The organism is Photorhabdus aegyptia (genome assembly GCF_000612035.1).
GTDB classification, from domain to species: Bacteria; Pseudomonadota; Gammaproteobacteria; order Enterobacterales; family Enterobacteriaceae; genus Photorhabdus; species Photorhabdus akhurstii.
On the sequence record NZ_JFGV01000006.1, the window covers coordinates 1 to 19,721 of the forward strand.

Below are 19,721 nucleotides of genomic sequence, written 5' to 3' on the forward strand. Positions count from 1 at the left end.
AAAAAGCAAGGAGAGAAGGCTATGAAGCCGCAAAAAATCGCAATATTGAGTTTGATCATTATTTGTGTGACGTTACTCATATTCACGTGGATAATGATATATACTGGCCTTTACAGATTTGAATAAAAATTTATAATTAGATCTTTCCCTATTCCAATATTAATTATTTTAAGATAATTCACCATTTCTATTCATCGGACATATACAATCAAACAACCCATAATATTATAAAAATATTGATAAGCTTCATAAATATATATACTTCTCAAAGGTTATCACAATTAAATTTAATACGTAAATAAATAACCTTTTCACTTAAATAGTAGGTTATTCCACATAATAACCTACTTCTACTTTTTTATATTTTATCTAGACAAACTGATGTGGTTAACCAATAGGAAGAGGATATATCTCAATCAGAGTAAATTTCACACAAACACGATAATTTATGTTCATTTCATATGAAGAAATATCTTTAATTTACCATTTTATCTATAAATTATTAGTCTTATCAATTGTGCTATTTTGTACTTATTGACGCATGATAAAAACACAAAAAGTTCATAAAGAGTCATGATTCAAGATAGGGTTTAAAATATACCGGAGAATAATTTATCCTCCGGATTAAAATAACAATCAGCCAAATAATAATTAGGAAACTTTGCCACTTTACAAAAAAGCGGTTCAAAGCTGACAGCTAATACATTCAGAAACTATTTTATCTATATATACAGCCCTTAACTGTCTTTCTTTTTTATTATTAACAGCCTCACTCGCCGCCAATTTATAATCATCAGGAAGATTATCTGAAAAATAATTCAATTTTTCCTTAAGTAAGGATACATTGATAATATTTTTATTTCTAACATTACCTACAATAGACAAGAATAAAGTAAAAAAATTAGCTTTATTCAACCAATAGGATTTACTAGTAAATTTCATTTTTAATATAATAGAAGCTGTTTTTTCAAAATTATCAATAAGATCGTCTTTTTCTTCAAACACATAAGAATAACTATTCAAATAATCATATGTCTTATCATTCCTATTAAAAAATGAATATAGATATGTTGACATAATATTCAATATATGAATTAAATGTACTTTTCTACTCAAATCTCTTGATGTGTAAATACCCTTTTCCAAAATTAATTTTCTAAAATTATTAACTTCCTTAGTTTTTGCCCAAGAGTAAAATTCTACAGGAATATTTGGATCTTCTTTGAACTGAGCTTCTTCATCTTCCATCCAAGATACATCGATTTGATCAGTCAATAATTTCGCAACAAGCATATAATCTGATGTAGAATATTGAGATGCTAACTTTTCTATAATTGTCAAAGAATTTGATGTTCTATTAATTCTCTGAAATATATCATTAACCTTAGGATCGTCATTTTCAAGATCAAGCTCAATGACTGCTATTTCATACTTTAGAAAATTAGCTTTCTCATCACCATCTAATTCATTAAAGTATTTATTTCTCACAGGAAATTTATCATCAATAAATTCCATTATCGCATTTGTTCTTTGCTGTCCATCAACAATACAAGAAACTGTTATCATTCTATCTACATCAATTTTCCCTTTCGATATAAATATCTGCGGAAAAGGATAACCAGACAATATTGTATCAATAAAATCTACTTTATGTGTTTCTCTCCAGACCAAATTTCTTTGAAAATATGCGTCAGGTATTAATTTTTTACTACGAATATCATTCACTAAATTTAGCAAAGAAACTGAGCGAACTCTATAATCTATCATATTACCCCCTCTCTATATTTTTCAATTATATCAGATTGTTTAATTTCAAAAAAGCATTGTGATTGATATATGCCAGCATTTATAGATTTAAATAAGCATCTATAACTTTGAGACAACTTGTTAAAAAATGAGAACCAATCTTCTTTTTCAGGGCAATACGGCATTAAATCCGGCCTAAATATTCCTTTAGAAATACAATTTTTATATTGTGCAAATTTACTTCTATTACTCTCTCTATCTCGAGGAAAGTCTCTTATATCTTGAAATCCTTTTGTTTTATAAAAAACAATTTCCGAGTACCTAATAAATAATTCATAACTAATAATCGCAATATCTAAATCAGAATTTCCTGGAGAGAATGTAGAAGATTTATATATGCTTTGACCAATTTTTGCAGATCCAACAACATGTATTGACGAAAATGGTATGCAAAATTTAGAGCTAATCTGATTAAATATTTCATATTGTAGCTCTTCATTATTATGAAAAACATGTGTTGGATAGCATAAGTATATTTTTCTCACTATTTCATGATGTGGAATATTATTATCTATACCAACATCAATCCCTCTCATATAATCTGCCATTTCTGTTCCACTTAATATTTAATTTTACAAGATATATGAAAATACAATTTATATAAATAATAATATTATAAAAACATCAATAATATCTATAAAAAATCTATTTCTTGGAGGATTATCACAATTAAATTTAATACGTAAATAAATAACTTTTTCACTTAAATAGTAGGTTATTTATCCATACAATAACCTACTTTCATTTTTGTTTTATATTTTATCCAGGCAAAATTGATGTGGTTAACCGAGAGGTACAGCACAAATGTTGCCGCTCATCAAAAATATCAATTCGCCACACCTGGTGATTGCGGCCAATATGAAGAGGTTTACATACACCTTTTACCTCACCACTACGAACCGACCGAATATGGTTAGCATTAATTTCCAATCCAACAACTTTTTTCTCACCTTCGGAACAGAGATACCCAGCTAAAGAACCGAGTGATTCTGCCAGCACAACAGATGCCCCGCCATGCAATAAACCAAATGGCTGACGGGTGCGATGATCCACCGGCATTGTGCCTTCAATATAGTCATCACCGATATGCGTGATTTTTATACCCAGATGGCCCATCATACATTGGCTATTTACTTGATTCAGGCTATCCAGTCCAATATCACGTTTCCAAATCATGGGATTATCTCCAATAAAGCTTGCAACGGATGCTTAAGTACTTGCCCTTCTATCCGCTTAACCTGACTGCGGCAGGAATAACCGGAGCTTAGACAACGCTCCAATGGTAATTTCTGCAAGGCAGGTTGCCAGGATAATTTATAGATACCAATAGAGTGTTCTATATTTTTGTTTTCATGACCATAGGTTCCAGCCATGCCACAGCAGCCTACACTGATATTATCCAGCTTGCTACCCAACCGATGGAAAATTTTTCCCCATTGTTGACTACTGCCCGGTAGCATAGTCACTTCAGTACAATGTCCAAATAGATACCATTTATCACCTGATCTTTCTTCATGGTTACTTTTCTCCGGTAAGGTATTAATCAACCATTCATGAACAAGCTGAACCTCAAACTTCCCACGCTGTTCTCCCAAGATTTCTTTATATTCGTCCCGGTAGCACAGTACCAGCGCTGGATCGACACCGACCATAGGAATACCCAACTCAGCAACCCGGTTCAGAAAATCTGACGTTTTCCTGGCCGTTTTAGCAAAACGGGATAAAAATCCTTTGATATGTTGTGCTTTACCATTTGGAGAAAATGGCAGCAATACCGGTTTATATCCCAATTTCTCTACCAAATAGGCAAAATCAGCCACAACTTTAGCGTCGTAGTAACTAGTGAACGGATCCTGAACGATCAATACATGTTCGTTACGATGAGCCTGATCCATTTTTTCAAGCCGTTCCAGTGTGGTCGAAAGCGCATAATGACCCGCCAGTTGTTGGTGCAGCGTCGGGCTGGATAATAAGGGTAAATCCACCATGCCGATAGTCCGGCGACTCAACTCTTGCATCCACGGCTGTTTCAGAAAGAAATTAAAGACCCGAGGAACCTTAGCCATTAATGGCGTACTGCTTTCCGCACTCGCCACGATATGATCACGTAAAGGGCGAAAATAGCGACCGTGATATAACTCAAGAAAACGTGCACGAAATGACGGAACATCAATTTTAATCGGGCACTGCGTTGAGCAAGCTTTACATGCCAGACAACCAGACATTGCCTCTTTCACTTCGTGAGAAAAGTCATATTCTCCACGCCATGCCTGCCAGCTATTGTGAGTCTTCTCAATCAACCCTCGCAAACTTGGTCGTTTTTGTTCTAATCCCTGTTTCAGTAACGTCGGGTCCACACCCTGTTCAGCCAAAAGGCGCAGCCATTCACGCACGAGTGTCGCGCGTCCTTTCGGCGAATGGATACGTTGCTGACTCACTTTCATTGATGGACACATCGGGCTTTTTACATCGAAATTAAAACAGAGCCCATTCCCATTACACTCCATAGCACCACGGAATGTATTCCTGACATTTACCGGAATTGTCCGGTCATAAGTTCCTCGCTTGACGGCATCGACTTGCATCATAGAGGCATCAACCCCCATCGGTGGACAAATTTTACCCGGATTCAAGCGGTTATCCGGGTCAAAGGCCGCCTTAATCCGGCGTAATTCTTCATACAAAATACGACCAAAAAACGCCGGACTGTATTCAGCACGAAATCCTTTACCATGCTCTCCCCACAGCAAACCACCATAACGTGCCGTAAGACTGACAATTTCATCAGAAATCTGTTTCATCAGTATCTCTTGCTGAGGATCACACATATCCAGCGCCGGCCGAACATGCAGCACCCCCGCATCCACATGACCAAACATACCATAATTGAGATGATGGCTATCCAATAGCTGCCGGAATTCCGCAATATAATCAGCAAGATGCTGTGGCGGCACACATGTATCTTCCACAAAAGGAATAGGTTTCGCCGCACCTTTACTGTTACCCAACAAGCCAACCGCTTTCTTGCGCATTGCATAAATACGCTCAATATCAGCTAACTCTCGGCAAATTTGATAACCAATAACCCCTGCTTGCTTGCCATCCATCAGTTCATCAAGGCGCTGACAAAGTGTTTCTACTTGCCGCTCTATCAAAGGTTGATCATCGCCACTGAATTCAACAATATTCAACCCCTGCATATCTTTGTTAGGAACATCAGTGATCAATTCCTTAACTGAATGCCAGACGATATCCTCACGCGCCAAATTCAACACCTTGGAATCCACGGTTTCAACCGATAACGCCTTTGCCTTCACCATAAAAGGAGCATTACGCAATGCAGAATCAAATGAATCATATTTCACATTCACCAGCCGCCTGACTTTCGGCAGCGGGGTAATATCCAAAACCGCTTCGGTAATAAAAGCGAGTGTTCCTTCTGAACCAGTTAAGATACGCCCCAAGTCAAATTTCTGCATATCGTCACTGAAAACATGGCGCAAATCGTAACCGGTCAGAAAACGATTGAGTTTGGGGAATTTTTCAACAATAAGTTCACGTTGTTCACGGCAACGACTAAGCACCGTGTTATAAATGCGACCGACAACCGAATCTTCTTGCGCAATCGATTCCGCCTGGGCTATATCCATAGCGCGGGTGTCAAGTAATTCCCCCCCTAATAGAACGGCCCGCAGGCTAAGAACATGATCAGAAGTTTTACCATAGACGAGTGAACCCTGACCGGATGCGTCGGTATTAATCATGCCGCCCAATGTTGCACGGTTACTGGTTGAAAGCTCTGGTGAGAAGAAATAACCATATGGACGCAAATATTGGTTCAGTTGGTCTTTAATCACCCCCGCTTCAACTCTGACCCAACCTTGCTCCGGGTTAATCTCAAGGATACGATTCATATAGCGGGACATATCCACCACAATGCCATCATTAAGCGCCTGACCGTTTGTGCCTGTACCGCCACCGCGTGGAGTAAATGTCAAATGCTGATACTCTTTTTCACCGGCGATACGAGCCAATAAAACCACATCGGCACTGGATCGGGGGAAAACGACAGCCTGTGGTAAGAGTTGGTAGATACTGTTATCTGTCGCCATTGTCAGACGATCAGCATAACTGCTTGCAACATCTCCGGTAAATCCTTGTTCCTTTAATGTATCCAAGAACTTCTGTGCGACCTCACTGACGTGCGGTGCTTGTGATATGCGTGGGATCATTGTCGTTTTGACCCTTTTAAAATGAGTGTCCACATTGCTCCATTTATACTATCTTTGAATCAATGCCTTAATCAGCCGTAATCATTTACCACCGTTAACTGATTTGTCTGAGAAGGCAAGCGTTTACCTTATCATAATATTCACCTATTTTGAGTAACCTATATACCCTATGGATTTCAAGATGCATCGCGGCGGCAAGGGAGCGAATCCCCGGGAGCATAGATAACTATGTGACCGGGGTGAGTGAATGCAGCCAACAAAGAAGCAACTTGAAAGATGACGGGTATAGATAACATCCTATTTATTCATTATCTTTAGCGCCACTAACTCCCTGAGAGAAATTAACTTATGGACAAATCTCAACCACATTATGACCTGCCAAAGCTATTATTTACTTTAATTTTCTTATCACTGTTAATTGTTACTAGTTTTTGGGTGATAAAACCCTTTATCTTCGGTTTTGTCTGGGCCGGCATGGTTGTTATCGCCACCTGGCCATTATTAGAAAAACTACAAAACAGTTTATGGGGTAAACGCTGGATTGCCGTCTCCATCATGACGCTACTGCTAATTCTATTATTTGTGATCCCTGTCGCATTACTGGTCAGCAGCTTATTGGAAAACAGTGCGCCATTAATCCAGTGGGCTAAATCCCCCACCCATTTTCAGATACCGACAATGACCTGGCTGAATAGCATTCCTCTGGTTGGCGATAAACTTTACAGTGGTTGGAACTCGCTCATTACTGATGGCGGAAATGTCCTGATAGCTAAAGTCCAGCCTTATATTGGAGAAGCAGCAACCTGGTTCTTTACTCAAGCAGCAAATGCCGGGCGCTTCGTATTCCATCTCGGTTTGATGGTGCTATTCAGCGTTCTCTTATATCTGAAAGGCGAACAGGTGACGCTAAGTATTCGCCATTTTGCCATTCGCCTGGCAAATAAACGCGGAGATGCCGCCATTCTATTGGCAGCGCAATCTATCCGCGCCGTCGCGCTCGGCGTAGTCGTTACCGCGCTGGTTCAAGCTATTATCGGTGGTCTCGGTCTGGCTGTTTCCGGCATTCCTTATGCTACGTTGCTGACAGTACTTATGTTTGTCTGCTGTGTCGCTCAGCTTGGCCCATTACTGATTTTAGTTCCTGCTGTCGCCTGGCTTTACTGGACCGGTGATACAACCTGGGGAACCGTGCTACTGGTCTGGAGCTGCATCGTAACCACAATGGATGGATTTCTTCGCCCATTTTTAATTCGTTTGGGCGCAGATTTACCTATGGCGCTGATATTAATAGGCGTCATTGGTGGAATACTCTCATTTGGCATGATTGGCTTATTCATCGGCCCCGTTGTATTAGCGGTTGCTTATCGTTTATTAATCGCATGGATGAATGAAGTCCCAGAGCCTGAAAATGATTTAGCCGAAACGGAAAAATATCTGGAACAAGAATTGTCAGAATAATTTGTATGATATACCCGTTATCTTTCAAGTTGCCTCTTTGTTGGCTGCGCTCACTCACCCCGGTCACATAGTTATCTATGCTCCCGGGGATTCGCTCCCTTGCCGTCGCGATCCATCTTGAAATCCATAGGGTATAATTAATTCTGACTTACACAGCGAAAGAGAATTAGCTCTTTCGCTAAAGCATAATCTTATAAAACTTACCACTCTTTTGCGGCACTTATTCATTAAATATAATTATTGTGAAAAAATTGTTAAAATTTAGTTAAATCTGGCTCATTTTAGTCGTAAATAATACGGAAATTAGGACAATTCTTAATGAATAAACCATATAACTAAATTAATATAAACAGGCTATGAACGAGACGTTTATTTCTCCTTTTGATGGTTCTACTTGTTAGAAGCTCCTATATTGCTGTGTGTAGTCCTTGCCTATCACGCCCATGATAGGCTTTTTTTTTCGTTACTTTTATGCTTTTCCACAGAAACTGTAATCAGCAACCTTAATCGTGAAAAAACCCGCCATTATTTTGACGGGCCTTTAATTTCAATTGCGTATTATTCTCAATTAACTCACTTTTGCTAATCCTAACCAAGTTTTTACAACGGTATCTGGATTTAATGACAGGCTGTCAATACCCTCTTTCATCAACCAGTGAGCGAAATCCTGATGGTCTGAAGGCCCTTGACCACAAATTCCCACATACTTGTTTTGACGTTTGGCCGCCTGAATAGCTAATGAGAGCATGGCCTTGACCGCATCATTACGTTCGTCAAATAGTTCAGATACCACCCCAGAATCCCGATCCAAACCAAGAGTCAATTGAGTCATGTCATTAGAACCAATAGAGAAGCCATCAAAATGTTCAAGGAACTGTTCTGCCAGAATTGCGTTGGACGGAATCTCACACATCATAATGACTTTCAAGCCATTCTCACCACGCTTCAACCCTTGGGATGCCAGTTCAGCAATAACCGCTTCAGCCTGAGCTACCGTACGAACAAACGGGATCATAATTTCGACGTTGGTCAACCCCATATCATTACGTACGCGTTTAACCGCTTCGCACTCTAATGCGAAACAGCGACGGAAACTGTCAGAAACATAACGCCCTGCACCACGGAAACCTAGCATGGGGTTCTCTTCATCAGGTTCATAAATGTCACCGCCAACCAGATTGGCATATTCATTAGATTTAAAGTCGGACAAACGCACAATAACCCGTTTCGGCCAGAACGCAGCCGCCAGAGTAGCAATCCCCTCAGTCAAGCGCCCAATATAGAATTCAACCGGATTGTCATAACCGGCCATCAGCGATTTTATCTCCTGCTGTAACTCCAGAGTTTGCTGATCAAACTCCAATAATGCGCGAGGATGTACGCCAATCATCCGATTAATAATAAACTCCAAACGAGCAAGACCTACGCCGTCATTCGGCAATCGGGCAAAATCAAATGCACGATCTGGGTTGCCGACATTCAGCATAATTTTTACATCAAGCTCCGGTAACTGATCGACCTGAGAACTTTGTACAGTAAAGTCCAGTTGATTTTGATAAACAAAACCCGTATCACCTTCGGCACAGGAAACTGTCACCGGCTGATTCTCTTTCAAACGTTCCGTTGCATCACCGCATCCAACAACTGCGGGAATGCCCAATTCACGGGCGATAATCGCTGCGTGACAGGTTCGTCCGCCTCGGTTAGTCACAATCGCAGCGGCTTTTTTCATAATAGGCTCCCAGTCGGGATCGGTCATATCAGTGACCAGAACATCACCCGGTTGGATGCGATCCATTTCATTCAAATTGTGAATAACTTTTACTCGACCTGCGCCAATACGATGGCCGATGGCGCGTCCTTCCACCAACACCTGACCTCGTTCATTCAGTTGGTAACGCTCCATAACCTGCTGGTTTGAGCGGACAGTCTCAGGACGCGCCTGAACAATGTACAACTTGCCGTTATGACCATCTTTAGCCCATTCAATATCCATTGGCCGGCCATAATGTTTTTCAATTAATAACGCCTGACGCGCTAATGCCTCAACTTCTTCATCCGCTAAAGAGAAACGATTGCGTTGTGATTCTGCTACATCTTCGATACGTACCTGCTTACCGTGTTCTTTATTGTCAGCATAGATCATATGCAGTTTTTTAGAACCCAGATTACGCCGCACAATTGCCGGTTTTCCCTTATTCAGAGTTGATTTATGGACATAAAACTCATCTGGGTTCACGGCGCCCTGAACAACCATCTCACCCAATCCGTAAGCAGAGGTAATAAAAACAACCTGATCAAACCCTGATTCAGTATCAATAGTGAACATCACACCGGAAGAGGCGAGATCAGAACGCACCATACGTTGTACACCCGCAGACAGCGCAACCCCCCGATGGTCATATCCTTGATGGACACGATAGGAGATAGCGCGATCATTAAACAATGAAGCAAACACATGCTTGATAGCAACCATCACCGCATCAATGCCTTGCACGTTTAGAAAAGTTTCCTGCTGCCCGGCAAAAGAGGCATCAGGCATATCTTCAGCGGTGGCCGAAGAACGTACAGCAAAAGAGGCTTCCGGCTCTCCGTCAGACAACTGTTGATAAGCATCCTGAATATCTTTTTCCAGTTGTGGCGTAAATGGCGTATCAATCACCCATTGGCGAATTTGCGCGCCGGCTTTAGAGAGTTGATTAATATCATCAACATCCGTTTCATCCAGCAAGTCATAAATACGCTGATTGACACCACTTTGTTCCAAGAAATCATTAAATGCCTGTGCTGTCGTAGCGAAACCATTCGGGACAGAAACCCCCAATTCTGACAGATGAGTGATCATTTCTCCCAAGGAGGCGTTTTTACCACCAACCCGGTCAATATCATGCATACCTAATTGGTTATACCAAAGCACATTATGCGGGGTGAGGTCATTATTGGGCATTCAAACAATCCTTTTAACATTCGTAAGATACAAATCGGAAAATTGGCGCTGCATAGAGCAGCCATAAATAGACTAACACAATGTTTTCGCATACATAGAAAGGTGAATCGATCAACCCAACACATTATTTTTTTCTTAGGTATACTTTGCAGAAAATCGATACCCAGTTTTATTCAACTCAACAATTGCAAGATAAAAGGTCACTATAAATATCATGGCAGAATTCAGATTAGCAACATCAGTGGAACGTAATAATGTTGAAGGCGTTGAGAATGTTGAACGTACCGTTTTCTTTATTTCAGATGGCACGGCAATTACCGCAGAAGTATTGGGCCATGCTGTCTTATCACAATTTCCCATCAAAATAACTGCTTATACTCTTCCTTTTGTCGCCAATGAAACTCGCGCAAAAGAAATAAAGCAACAAATAAACCAGATATATCAAGATACGCGTATAAGACCTTTAGTTTTCTATTCCATTATCTCTTCTGGAGTGAAAAATATTATTACCAGCAGCGAAGGATTTTGTCAGGACATTGTACAGACACTCGTTGCCCCATTACAGCAAGAAACCGGATTGGAACCCAAACCCGAACTTAATCGTACCCACGGTCTGACTGAAAAGAATCTCAGTCAGTACGATGCACGCATAGCGGCTATTGATTATGCCCTGGCCCATGATGATGGTATCTCTTTACGTAATCTGGACCAGGCACAGGTTATCCTATTGGGCGTATCTCGCTGTGGAAAAACACCCACCAGCCTCTATTTAGCCATGCAATTTGGTATTCAGGCTGCAAATTATCCTTTTACGGCGGATGATATGGACAATTTACAATTACCTGCGACATTAAAACAATTTCAGCATAAGTTATTCGGTTTAACTATAAGCCCTGAGCGGCTGGCGGCGATTAGGGAAGAACGTCGAGAAAATAGCCGTTATGCATCATTAAGGCAATGTAGAATAGAAATTTCAGAAGTTGAAGCTTTATTCCGCAAAAATAAGATTAATTATCTTAACACCACCAATTATTCTGTTGAAGAAATCTCGACCAAAATAATCGACATGATGAAGCTAAACCGCCGAATGTTTTAAAAATATATCAATAGGAATAACGGAAAAAAATTCATCATATGATTAATTATATCATTTGTTTAACTTAGTCGTTTTCGTTTATTGTAATTTCAATTACCTATAGATATGCCTGCTAATGTGAAACGAACTTTGAGAAAATATATGTATAAAACAGATGGTTTAAGGACTCACCGTGTCGATAGTTTGGTAACACCTCAAGCTCTTGCAATTCAATTTCCCGTCTCCGAAAAAATCGCTAACAATGTTACAGCGTCACGGAAACGCATTGCTGATATTCTCTGCGGGAATGACCCACGGCTTATGGTAATCATCGGTCCTTGTTCTATTCATGATATTGATGCTGCTTTAGATTATGCACAGCGACTAAACAGATTGCGTGAAAAATACCAGCACAGACTGGAGATTATTATGCGCACCTATTTTGAGAAACCGCGCACAGTAGTAGGCTGGAAAGGTTTAATTTCAGATCCCTATCTCGACGGCTCTTGCCAGGTAAATCGGGGAATTACTTTGGCCCGGAAATTACTGGTCGACGTCAATGAATTGGGTTTACCCACGGCAACCGAATTTCTGGATATGGTGACCGGCCAATATATTGCCGATCTGATCAGTTGGGGCGCTATCGGAGCCAGAACAACAGAAAGCCAGATTCACCGTGAAATGGCATCCGCCCTCTCCTGTCCTGTTGGTTTTAAAAATGGAACGGACGGCAACATCCGTATCGCCATAGATGCAATCCGCGCAGCCAGTGTCCATCACACATTTCTCTCGCCTGATAAGCACGGTCAAATGACTATCTATCAAACCGAAGGCAACCCATACGGCCACATTATTATGCGTGGAGGCAAACAGCCTAATTACAGTGCCCAAGATATCGCTATAGCTTGTGCCCAGCTACGCGAATTTAATTTACCAGAACATTTAGTTGTCGATTTTAGTCATGGCAATTGTCAGAAAATACATAAACGCCAACTGACTATAGCAAAAGAGGTGGGCCAACAGATTCAAGAGGGTTCTACCGCTATTGTCGGTGTGATGGCTGAAAGTTTTCTGGTTGAAGGCACCCAGAAAATCATTCAAGGACAACCGCTAAATTACGGTCAATCGATCACAGATCCTTGTCTAAACTGGCAAGATACAGAACAACTTATTGACATTCTCGCCGAATCAGTAAGTTACCGTTTCTGAATCCTTATTCTGAGTTAGCCTTTATTCATTCATAAAAGGCTAACTGACAACAAATTAGTAAAATTTTATTAATGTGATGATCATGACCACCAAAAATATTGCTTGAAGTCGCCCCTTCATATAACGATAATAATTCTCACTATGATAATAGTTAGTATTCGCAAAGTGGTTTTATGACTAAAATATGTCACCAACATTCTTGCATTGCGCTTGAAAAACATTACAACATCTATCCTACTGAAATTGTAGAAATTGGCTACATTGACAGTAAACAACTATTAGGTGAGCTAGGAATTACCAGAATTCGTCACCAAGGAGAATTCTACCAATTACGCCAAACTAAAGCCGGCAAGCTGATACTAACTAAATAAAATAATAACTCAGCCAGCCACCCGGATCGCGTATCGGGGCAGCCAGCTATATCCATAACTCATAAAATATTATTATGGAGATTCGTCTGATGTCTCAATCTGCAAGATCAACACTTAAACTATCAGCATTAAGTTTAGCGATTATTAGTACTATTTCTGCTCATGCAGCAACAGAATCGTCCGATTCCAGCAGTGATAAATCATCATCCCGTGATGTGATAACTGTTTATGCCACAGGTAATGAAAGGGATAGTTTCGAAGCTCCCATGATGGTCACTGTGATAAACAGTAAGTCACCACAAAGTCAGACAGCAGGTAATGCTAATGATCTCATCAGAAAAATACCCGGCATTAACATAGCCGGAACAAACCGTGCTAATGGGCAAGATGTTAGTCTGCGCGGTTATGGTCCAAAAGGTGTTTTGACATTGATTGATGGTATTCGCCAAGGTACCGATACCGGTCATATCAATGGTACGTTCCTGGACCCGGCATTAATTAAACAAGTCGAAGTTGTACGTGGCCCTTCTGCCCTACTTTACGGCAGTGGTGCCTTAGGTGGTGTGATCGCTTATCAAACCGTTGATGCAGCAGACCTTTTGCAAGCAGGTCAAGATCACGGATTCCGCGTTTTTGCCCGCGGTGCAACCGGCGACCATAGTATGGGCTTTGGTGGTGCGACTTTCGCAAAAACTGAATCCCTGGATGGTGTATTTGCCTTCAGTACCCGTGATTCAGGTAATATCCGCCACGGTGGTGGTGTGGTTGGCGATAATGATGAATTTATCAGTAACCTGATGGCAAAAGGCAGCTGGAAAATTGATGACAACCAGTCCCTGAGCAGTCAGTTACGCTACTACCGTAATGAGGCGAATCAACCTAAAAATCCACAAACACTCACCGGAAAAAATAAAGCTCCTAGCAGTTGGACTGACCGCACGACAACTCAACGTGATGCCCAACTTAGCTACCAATTAAATCCAGCGGAATATGATTGGTTAAATGCTAAAACTGACCTCTATTATTCTGATATCACTATTGATGCCCGTACTAAAGGAAAAGGGTTCGAAGGCCGTGAACAGAAAACCTATGGCGTAAAATTGGAAAACCGCTCCCGCCTGTGGACAGATAGCCCGCTGGCGCATCAATTTACCTACGGTGGTGAAACTTACAAACAGAAACAGACCCCAAACGGCAATACAGATAGCTTCCCCGATGCTGATATCCGTTTTTATTCAGGCTGGTTGCAAGATGAGATGACGCTGCGCGACCTGCCAGTCTCTATTATCGCCGGCACTCGCTATGACAACTATAAGGGAACGAATTCTAAAGATGAGGCTGTTAGCGCAGATAAATGGTCTTCCAAAGGTGCCATCAGTATCACGCCAACTGACTGGTCGATGCTGTTTACCTCTTACGCTCAAGCCTTCCGTGCCCCGACAATGGGAGAAATGTATAACGATTCTATGCACTATCCCGGAAATTTCTGGATTCCCAATCCAAATCTCCGCCCAGAAACTAATGGAACGTGGGAGTCTGGTTTTGGTTTACGTTTCGATAATTTACTGGCAGATAATGACGAACTGAAATTCAAAGCGAGTTATTTTGATACTAAAGCTAAAGATTATATTAAGTCAGATGTAGTCAATCGAGGAAGGAATACAACATCTATCAATATATCTAGAGCCAAGATCTGGGGATGGGATGCTTCCATAAACTATGAATCCAATCTGTTCTCCTGGGAACTGGCTTACAACCGCACAGAAGGTAAAGATGAACAAAGCGGTGATTCTCTAGATAACCTTAGCCCAGATACTATCACCAGCATCTTGGATATCCCTATTGCACAAACCGGTTTCTCTATCGGCTGGGTAGGTCAATTCACCAAGCATACTAATTTCAAAGGTAAAGATGCCAGAGGTAGAGATCCTAAACAACAAGCTGGCTACGGTGTTAATGATTTCTATGTCAGCTATCAAGGTGAAGGAATGCTAAAAGGTGTGACTACCACGGCAGTTTTGGGCAATGCTTTTGATAAAGAATACTACTCGCCACAAGGAACACCTCAGGATGGCCGCAATGCCAAACTGCTAGTCAGTTACCAGTGGTAATTAAATAAATATATTTCAAGGAGTTAAACTGTGAATTCGTCACTTTATGAACGTTACTTGCAAGCCAAAACTGATAATAAGGCCAAATATGCCCGTGATTTAGCTGCCTATCTGAATGTCAGTGAAGGTGAATTATTGCATAGCCGCGTTGGCATCGATGCCAAACGCCTTAACGTTGACGCCCCAACTTTACTGGAAGAGTTAGCTATTGTTGGTGAAACTAAAGCGATCACCCGCAACGATTTTGCTGTTCATGAACAGATTGGCCGTTATGAAAATACACGTTTCAGCAGCCATGCAGGGCTAGTCCTGAATCCTCGTGAACTCGACTTGCGGATATTCTTTGAACTTTGGAGTAGTATATTTTATCTGGTTGAACCCGCAAAAAATGGTATGCGCCATAGCATTCAATTTTTTGATCATCAGGGTGATGCATTGCATAAAGTTTATGCAACAAACAATACTAATATGGCAGCCTGGGAAGCGCTGATTGAAAAATACCAGACAGAAGACAACCCTGAATTGGTCATCAAACCTATAGAAGAAACCACCTATTCAACCGTAACAAATGAACTGAAAGCCCAGCTTGATGAAGAGTGGCGAGCAATGACTAACGTTCATCAATTCTTCACGTTACTTAAACGTCATAATCTGAACCGCCAGCAAGTTTTCAATGCGGTACAGGATGATCTGGCTTACAAGGTGGAAAATTCTGCGCTGAATGAGCTCATCAACACCGCTTATAACGATCAGAATGAAATCATGATTTTCGTTAGCAACCACGGCTGCGTACAAATTTTCACCGGAAAGCTGGAACGACTGATGCCACATCAGGAAGAAAACTCAGATCAAAAATGGATTAATATCTTTAACCGCAATTTCACACTACATTTAATAGAGAGTGCTATCGCTGAAAGCTGGGTAACTCGTAAGCCAACAGAGGATGGTTTTGTCACTAGCCTTGAGCTATTTGATGCTAATGGCAACCAAATTGCTCAACTGTTTGGTCAGCGTACAGAAGGCACTCCTGAACAAACTCAGTGGCGTGAGCAAATAGCTGCTCTGCCAAAACTGCAATCAAAACAGGAAGAGTGTATAGCATGAAACAATGGCTTCTGACATTTGCCCTTGCGGTATTATCGTTCAATGCTTTTTCCACTGAACGGATCGTCACTATCGGTGGCGATGTATCTGAAATTGTTTTTGCACTTGGTGAAGGTGAAAAAGTTGTCGCCAGAGACAGCACCAGCCAGAAACCAACCGAATTGCTTACTTTACCCGATGTCGGCTATATGAGAATGCTCAACCCTGAAGGTATTCTCTCTATGAATCCGACACTGGTTCTAACCAGTGAGTTGGCAAAACCTTCACTGGCACTTAAGCAACTCCAAGATTCTGGCGTAGAAGTTATTCAGATAACCGGAAAAGCAGCGTTAGAAGCCATTCCTGAAAAAATTAAGACCGTCGCTAAGGCGGTCAATCAGGCTGAACGTGGTGAACAACTGATTCAGCAATATCAAAAATCGCTGGCAGAAATACCGACAACGACATTGCCCACCCGTATTCTGTTTGTCATGAGTCACGGGGGTATCATGCCAATGGCCGCCGGGCAAAAAACCGCCGCGGACAAAATGATTCGCGCTGTTGGCGCCACTAATGCCATGCAAGGTTTCAATAATTATCGTCCACTTTCCCAGGAGGGTGTTATTGCCAGCGCACCAGATCTGCTATTGGTAACGGAAGATGGGATTAAATCAATGGGCGGTTTGGATAAAATCTGGCAATTGCCCGGCTTGAAACATACCCCTGCCGGCCAGAAACAACAGGTTTTAATTGTAGATGATATGGGGCTACTCGGTTTTGGCCTCGAAACCCCCTCAGTAATGAAACAACTCAGACAGGCGGCGGAGAAGACTCAATGAGCCGTATGAAGTCTCCGGGATTGGGTTTAGCGTTTCTTTGTCTGATATTATCCGGGTTGGCTATCGGCTCTGCCAATATTGGCGCATTATCATTATCTTTCAAGACATTATGGGAATCTTCCATTAGTGATCCCCAGTGGCAAATCTGGCTTAATATCAGATTGCCAAGGGTGCTATTAGCCATATTGGTTGGCTGTGCTTTAGCGGCTTCCGGCGCTGTAATGCAAGGATTATTTCGCAATCCACTGGCTGATCCTGGTCTGCTAGGTATCAGCAGTGGAGCCGCACTGATGGTTGCAATGGCAATTGTTCTGCCCGTTAGCCTGCCATCTGCAATTGCTATGTACGGACATATTATCGCTGCTTTTATTGGCAGCCTGCTAATTTCATTACTGATTTTTTCACTCAATAAATATAACTACGGAAATCTGGCCCGCTTATTACTCGCCGGGATTGCTATCAATGCCCTTTGTATGTCTGCTATTGGCGTCCTGAGCTATATCAGTGACGATCAACAGCTACGACAATTCTCCTTATGGATGATGGGTTCACTCAGCCAAATAGAGTGGCCGACGTTGGCAATTACCGCTTCTTTAATTATTCCCGCCACTATCCTAACTTTCAGCCAGGCCCGCAAACTGAATTTGCTGCAATTAGGAGATGAAGAGGCCCACTATCTTGGTATAAATGTCCAGCGCACTAAATTCCAGTTATTACTACTCAGCGCCCTGCTTATTGGCAGCGCTGTTGCATTAAGTGGCGTTATTGGATTTGTTGGGCTAGTTGTCCCACATTTGATCAGAATGCGATTTGGCGGTGATCATAATTGGCTGCTTCCCGGTGCTGCGTTAGGCGGAGCTTCTCTTTTGCTTACTGCGGATACACTGGCAAGAACATTGGTCTCCCCGGCAGAAATGCCCGTTGGCCTTATCACTGGTTTAATCGGCGGTCCATATTTTCTATGGTTGATACTCAAACAACCGGGGAACCGTGCATAATGGATGCCATAAAAAACAATATTTCTCTGCAAGCACAGAATTTAAGCTACTCAATTGGCAACCAGAAAATAATTGATAATGTTTCGCTCTCGGTAAATAAAGGCGAAATTGTCGCCATCATTGGGCCAAATGGCGCTGGGAAATCCACATTATTGCGACTATTAACGGGATATATAAAACCTGAACATGGGCAATGTTATTTACATGGAATACCCATTGAGCAATGGCCGGCGGAACAATTAGCCCGTACTCGCGCCGTCATGCGTCAACATAACTCACTCTCCTTCCCTTTCAGTGTGGAAGAAGTGGTCGCTATGGGACGTTCTCCTCATGGCACACATCATAAACAGACAGCGATCGATACCGTCATTGAGCAAACGGACTGCCAGGAGTTACGTCACCGCGACTACCGGCAACTCTCCGGTGGTGAACAGCAAAGAGTACAACTCGCTCGCGTCCTGGCTCAACTTTGGTATCCAACACCAATAGAATGCTGTTTATTTCTTGACGAACCGACATCAGCCCTGGATCTCTACCACCAGCAACATACTTTGCGCCTGCTTTACCGACTAACGCGGGAACAACCTATGGCTATGTGCTGTGTTCTACATGACCTGAATCTTGCTGCTCTCTATGCAGATAAAATCTTTCTGTTACATAAAGGGAAGCTTGTCGCTGCGGGTACACCAGAAGAGGTACTAAATGATCATACTCTGAGAAAATGGTACCAAGCAGATCTTGGTATTACCCGCCATCCTGAAACTCAGCAACCTCAGATTTATTTGAGGCAATAACAGCAAATCTGACAGGCAAATTATTTCAATCTCTTGCCTGTCTTACTTTTCACTTACGAAATTTTATTGCATTGGGCAGATACCAAAAAGTTGCAATCAAACACAAGCAATAACCCAGAAGTTCACACCCTTCCTCAACCATGTTTTTTGCTGTTCGATCAAAATTTTCGAGCATCAAACCTTTCCATAATTCTCCCATACCAAACAGGCGAGAAAAAACGAGTACACACAAAATACCCGCAACCATCATGCCGTAACTTTGATGGCGGGTAAAATGAACAAGACCAACCAACGTATCCCTGCCTTTATAAGCAGCGTAAAAAATACAAATTAGCGCTAACGGAATAGCAATCCACGCCCAGGCGCCATGAAATATTTCATCGAAAATAGCATCCAGCTCTCTTATCAATAAACAAGCAAAAAAACCTGATATCAAGACTAATGCGGGACGTAATTGACAATTCTTCTTTGCTTCTAATAGAAATACAGCAGAAATAACAAACAGTATACTTTCCTGAGAAATTTCAGTTACTGAGTTCTCCTTTACCGCATTCTGCAAATAGATAACATCAACAAAGAGTAAGCCTATAACTATAGTTAAAATCAGAGCATAAAGAACAAAAAATGCCAACTTTTTCGTTAAAAAAATCAAGTCCGATTGCATTACAACCTCCATTAAATTAAATGACGAACGATGATACTGTTTTAAATAAATTAGTGAAGATCATTTGATGCTAATTATTATTAAAACAAAGGAAATTTGCACAAATGATAATAATTATCAATTATAAATAGCAC

The 19,721-nt window shown here is 41.4% G+C and carries 15 protein-coding genes; 9 read left to right on the forward strand and 6 right to left on the reverse strand.

All coding sequences use genetic code 11. The features are described from left to right. Positions 1–684: 684 nt before the first annotated feature. The 4 genes from BA1DRAFT_RS02625 to ydiJ all read right to left on the reverse strand — a co-directional run bounded on the left by BA1DRAFT_RS02625 (position 685) and on the right by ydiJ (position 6,038). Positions 685–1,767, reverse strand: a complete 1,083-nt coding sequence (locus BA1DRAFT_RS02625) for a DUF262 domain-containing protein (RefSeq protein ID WP_036775894.1) — start codon at positions 1,765–1,767, stop codon at positions 685–687. Further along, positions 1,764–2,354 carry a hypothetical protein gene (locus BA1DRAFT_RS02630; RefSeq protein ID WP_051560627.1) on the reverse strand — a complete coding sequence of 197 codons (591 nt, stop codon included), beginning with the start codon at positions 2,352–2,354 and terminating at the stop codon, positions 1,764–1,766. The genes BA1DRAFT_RS02625 and BA1DRAFT_RS02630 overlap by 4 nt, the downstream gene beginning before the upstream one ends. A 211-nt stretch (positions 2,355–2,565) precedes the next feature. Next, positions 2,566–2,982 (reverse strand): 1,4-dihydroxy-2-naphthoyl-CoA hydrolase, encoded by a 417-nt coding sequence (gene menI / locus BA1DRAFT_RS02635; protein WP_036775895.1) that lies wholly within the window; start codon positions 2,980–2,982, stop codon positions 2,566–2,568. Further along, the gene (ydiJ, locus tag BA1DRAFT_RS02640; protein ID WP_036775896.1) at positions 2,979–6,038 is read right to left on the reverse strand and encodes a D-2-hydroxyglutarate dehydrogenase YdiJ; all 3,060 of its coding nucleotides are present in this window, start codon (positions 6,036–6,038) and stop codon (positions 2,979–2,981) included. The genes menI and ydiJ overlap by 4 nt, the downstream gene beginning before the upstream one ends. A gap of 348 nt (positions 6,039–6,386) precedes the next feature. On the opposite strand from ydiJ, the gene ydiK reads away from it, so the two are divergent. Continuing rightward, the gene (ydiK, locus tag BA1DRAFT_RS02645; protein WP_036775897.1) at positions 6,387–7,496 is read left to right on the forward strand and encodes an AI-2E family transporter YdiK; all 1,110 of its coding nucleotides are present in this window, start codon (positions 6,387–6,389) and stop codon (positions 7,494–7,496) included. A 568-nt stretch (positions 7,497–8,064) separates the two neighbouring features. Here the strand turns inward: ydiK and ppsA are convergent. Beyond that, positions 8,065–10,443, reverse strand: a complete 2,379-nt coding sequence (gene ppsA, locus BA1DRAFT_RS02650) for a phosphoenolpyruvate synthase (RefSeq protein WP_036775898.1) — start codon at positions 10,441–10,443, stop codon at positions 8,065–8,067. 214 nt (positions 10,444–10,657) lie between these two features. On the opposite strand from ppsA, the gene ppsR reads away from it, so the two are divergent. From ppsR to BA1DRAFT_RS02690, 8 genes are all read left to right on the forward strand, one after another. Then, a complete protein-coding gene (gene ppsR / locus BA1DRAFT_RS02655; protein WP_152544264.1) occupies positions 10,658–11,539 on the forward strand; it encodes a posphoenolpyruvate synthetase regulatory kinase/phosphorylase PpsR in 882 nt (293 codons plus the stop codon). Between the two features lie 141 nt (positions 11,540–11,680). Continuing rightward, positions 11,681–12,727 (forward strand): 3-deoxy-7-phosphoheptulonate synthase, encoded by a 1,047-nt coding sequence (locus BA1DRAFT_RS02660; RefSeq protein WP_036775899.1) that lies wholly within the window; start codon positions 11,681–11,683, stop codon positions 12,725–12,727. A gap of 173 nt (positions 12,728–12,900) precedes the next feature. Next, positions 12,901–13,098, forward strand: a complete 198-nt coding sequence (hemP, locus tag BA1DRAFT_RS02665; RefSeq protein ID WP_082300897.1) for a hemin uptake protein HemP — start codon at positions 12,901–12,903, stop codon at positions 13,096–13,098. An 89-nt stretch (positions 13,099–13,187) separates the two neighbouring features. Beyond that, positions 13,188–15,209: a TonB-dependent hemoglobin/transferrin/lactoferrin family receptor gene (locus BA1DRAFT_RS02670; protein WP_036775900.1), complete on the forward strand. Its 2,022-nt coding sequence runs from the start codon at positions 13,188–13,190 to the stop codon at positions 15,207–15,209. 30 nt (positions 15,210–15,239) lie between these two features. Next, positions 15,240–16,313, forward strand: coding sequence for a hemin-degrading factor (locus BA1DRAFT_RS02675; protein ID WP_036775901.1), 1,074 nt, complete (start codon positions 15,240–15,242; stop codon positions 16,311–16,313). After that, a complete protein-coding gene (locus BA1DRAFT_RS02680) occupies positions 16,310–17,131 on the forward strand; it encodes a heme/hemin ABC transporter substrate-binding protein (RefSeq protein ID WP_036775902.1) in 822 nt (273 codons plus the stop codon). Before BA1DRAFT_RS02675 ends, BA1DRAFT_RS02680 begins: the two co-directional genes overlap by 4 nt. Next, positions 17,128–18,129 carry a FecCD family ABC transporter permease gene (locus BA1DRAFT_RS02685; RefSeq protein WP_036775903.1) on the forward strand — a complete coding sequence of 334 codons (1,002 nt, stop codon included), beginning with the start codon at positions 17,128–17,130 and terminating at the stop codon, positions 18,127–18,129. The genes BA1DRAFT_RS02680 and BA1DRAFT_RS02685 overlap by 4 nt, the downstream gene beginning before the upstream one ends. Further along, positions 18,129–18,923 carry a heme ABC transporter ATP-binding protein gene (locus BA1DRAFT_RS02690; RefSeq protein ID WP_036775904.1) on the forward strand — a complete coding sequence of 265 codons (795 nt, stop codon included), beginning with the start codon at positions 18,129–18,131 and terminating at the stop codon, positions 18,921–18,923. Before BA1DRAFT_RS02685 ends, BA1DRAFT_RS02690 begins: the two co-directional genes overlap by 1 nt. A 49-nt stretch (positions 18,924–18,972) precedes the next feature. On the opposite strand, the gene BA1DRAFT_RS02695 is transcribed toward BA1DRAFT_RS02690, so the two are convergent. Then, positions 18,973–19,587, reverse strand: a complete 615-nt coding sequence (locus tag BA1DRAFT_RS02695; RefSeq protein WP_036775905.1) for a hypothetical protein — start codon at positions 19,585–19,587, stop codon at positions 18,973–18,975. Positions 19,588–19,721 lie beyond the last annotated feature (134 nt).

What these genes read in the sequence shown, in the direction of transcription:
- BA1DRAFT_RS02670 (WP_036775900.1), top strand. Translation starts at nt 13,188, where the DNA reads ATGTCTCAATCTGCAAGATCAACACTTAAACTATCAGCATTAAGTTTA.
- BA1DRAFT_RS02690 (WP_036775904.1), top strand. Translation starts at nt 18,129, where the DNA reads ATGGATGCCATAAAAAACAATATTTCTCTGCAAGCACAGAATTTAAGC.
- ydiK (WP_036775897.1), top strand. Translation starts at nt 6,387, where the DNA reads ATGGACAAATCTCAACCACATTATGACCTGCCAAAGCTATTATTTACT.
- ppsA (WP_036775898.1), bottom strand. Translation starts at nt 10,443, where the DNA reads ATGCCCAATAATGACCTCACCCCGCATAATGTGCTTTGGTATAACCAA.
- ydiJ (WP_036775896.1), bottom strand. Translation starts at nt 6,038, where the DNA reads ATGATCCCACGCATATCACAAGCACCGCACGTCAGTGAGGTCGCACAG.
- hemP (WP_082300897.1), top strand. Translation starts at nt 12,901, where the DNA reads ATGACTAAAATATGTCACCAACATTCTTGCATTGCGCTTGAAAAACAT.
- BA1DRAFT_RS02630 (WP_051560627.1), bottom strand. Translation starts at nt 2,354, where the DNA reads ATGGCAGATTATATGAGAGGGATTGATGTTGGTATAGATAATAATATT.
- BA1DRAFT_RS02660 (WP_036775899.1), top strand. Translation starts at nt 11,681, where the DNA reads ATGTATAAAACAGATGGTTTAAGGACTCACCGTGTCGATAGTTTGGTA.
- BA1DRAFT_RS02685 (WP_036775903.1), top strand. Translation starts at nt 17,128, where the DNA reads ATGAGCCGTATGAAGTCTCCGGGATTGGGTTTAGCGTTTCTTTGTCTG.
- BA1DRAFT_RS02625 (WP_036775894.1), bottom strand. Translation starts at nt 1,767, where the DNA reads ATGATAGATTATAGAGTTCGCTCAGTTTCTTTGCTAAATTTAGTGAAT.
- ppsR (WP_152544264.1), top strand. Translation starts at nt 10,658, where the DNA reads ATGGCAGAATTCAGATTAGCAACATCAGTGGAACGTAATAATGTTGAA.
- BA1DRAFT_RS02680 (WP_036775902.1), top strand. Translation starts at nt 16,310, where the DNA reads ATGAAACAATGGCTTCTGACATTTGCCCTTGCGGTATTATCGTTCAAT.
- menI (WP_036775895.1), bottom strand. Translation starts at nt 2,982, where the DNA reads ATGATTTGGAAACGTGATATTGGACTGGATAGCCTGAATCAAGTAAAT.
- BA1DRAFT_RS02695 (WP_036775905.1), bottom strand. Translation starts at nt 19,587, where the DNA reads ATGCAATCGGACTTGATTTTTTTAACGAAAAAGTTGGCATTTTTTGTT.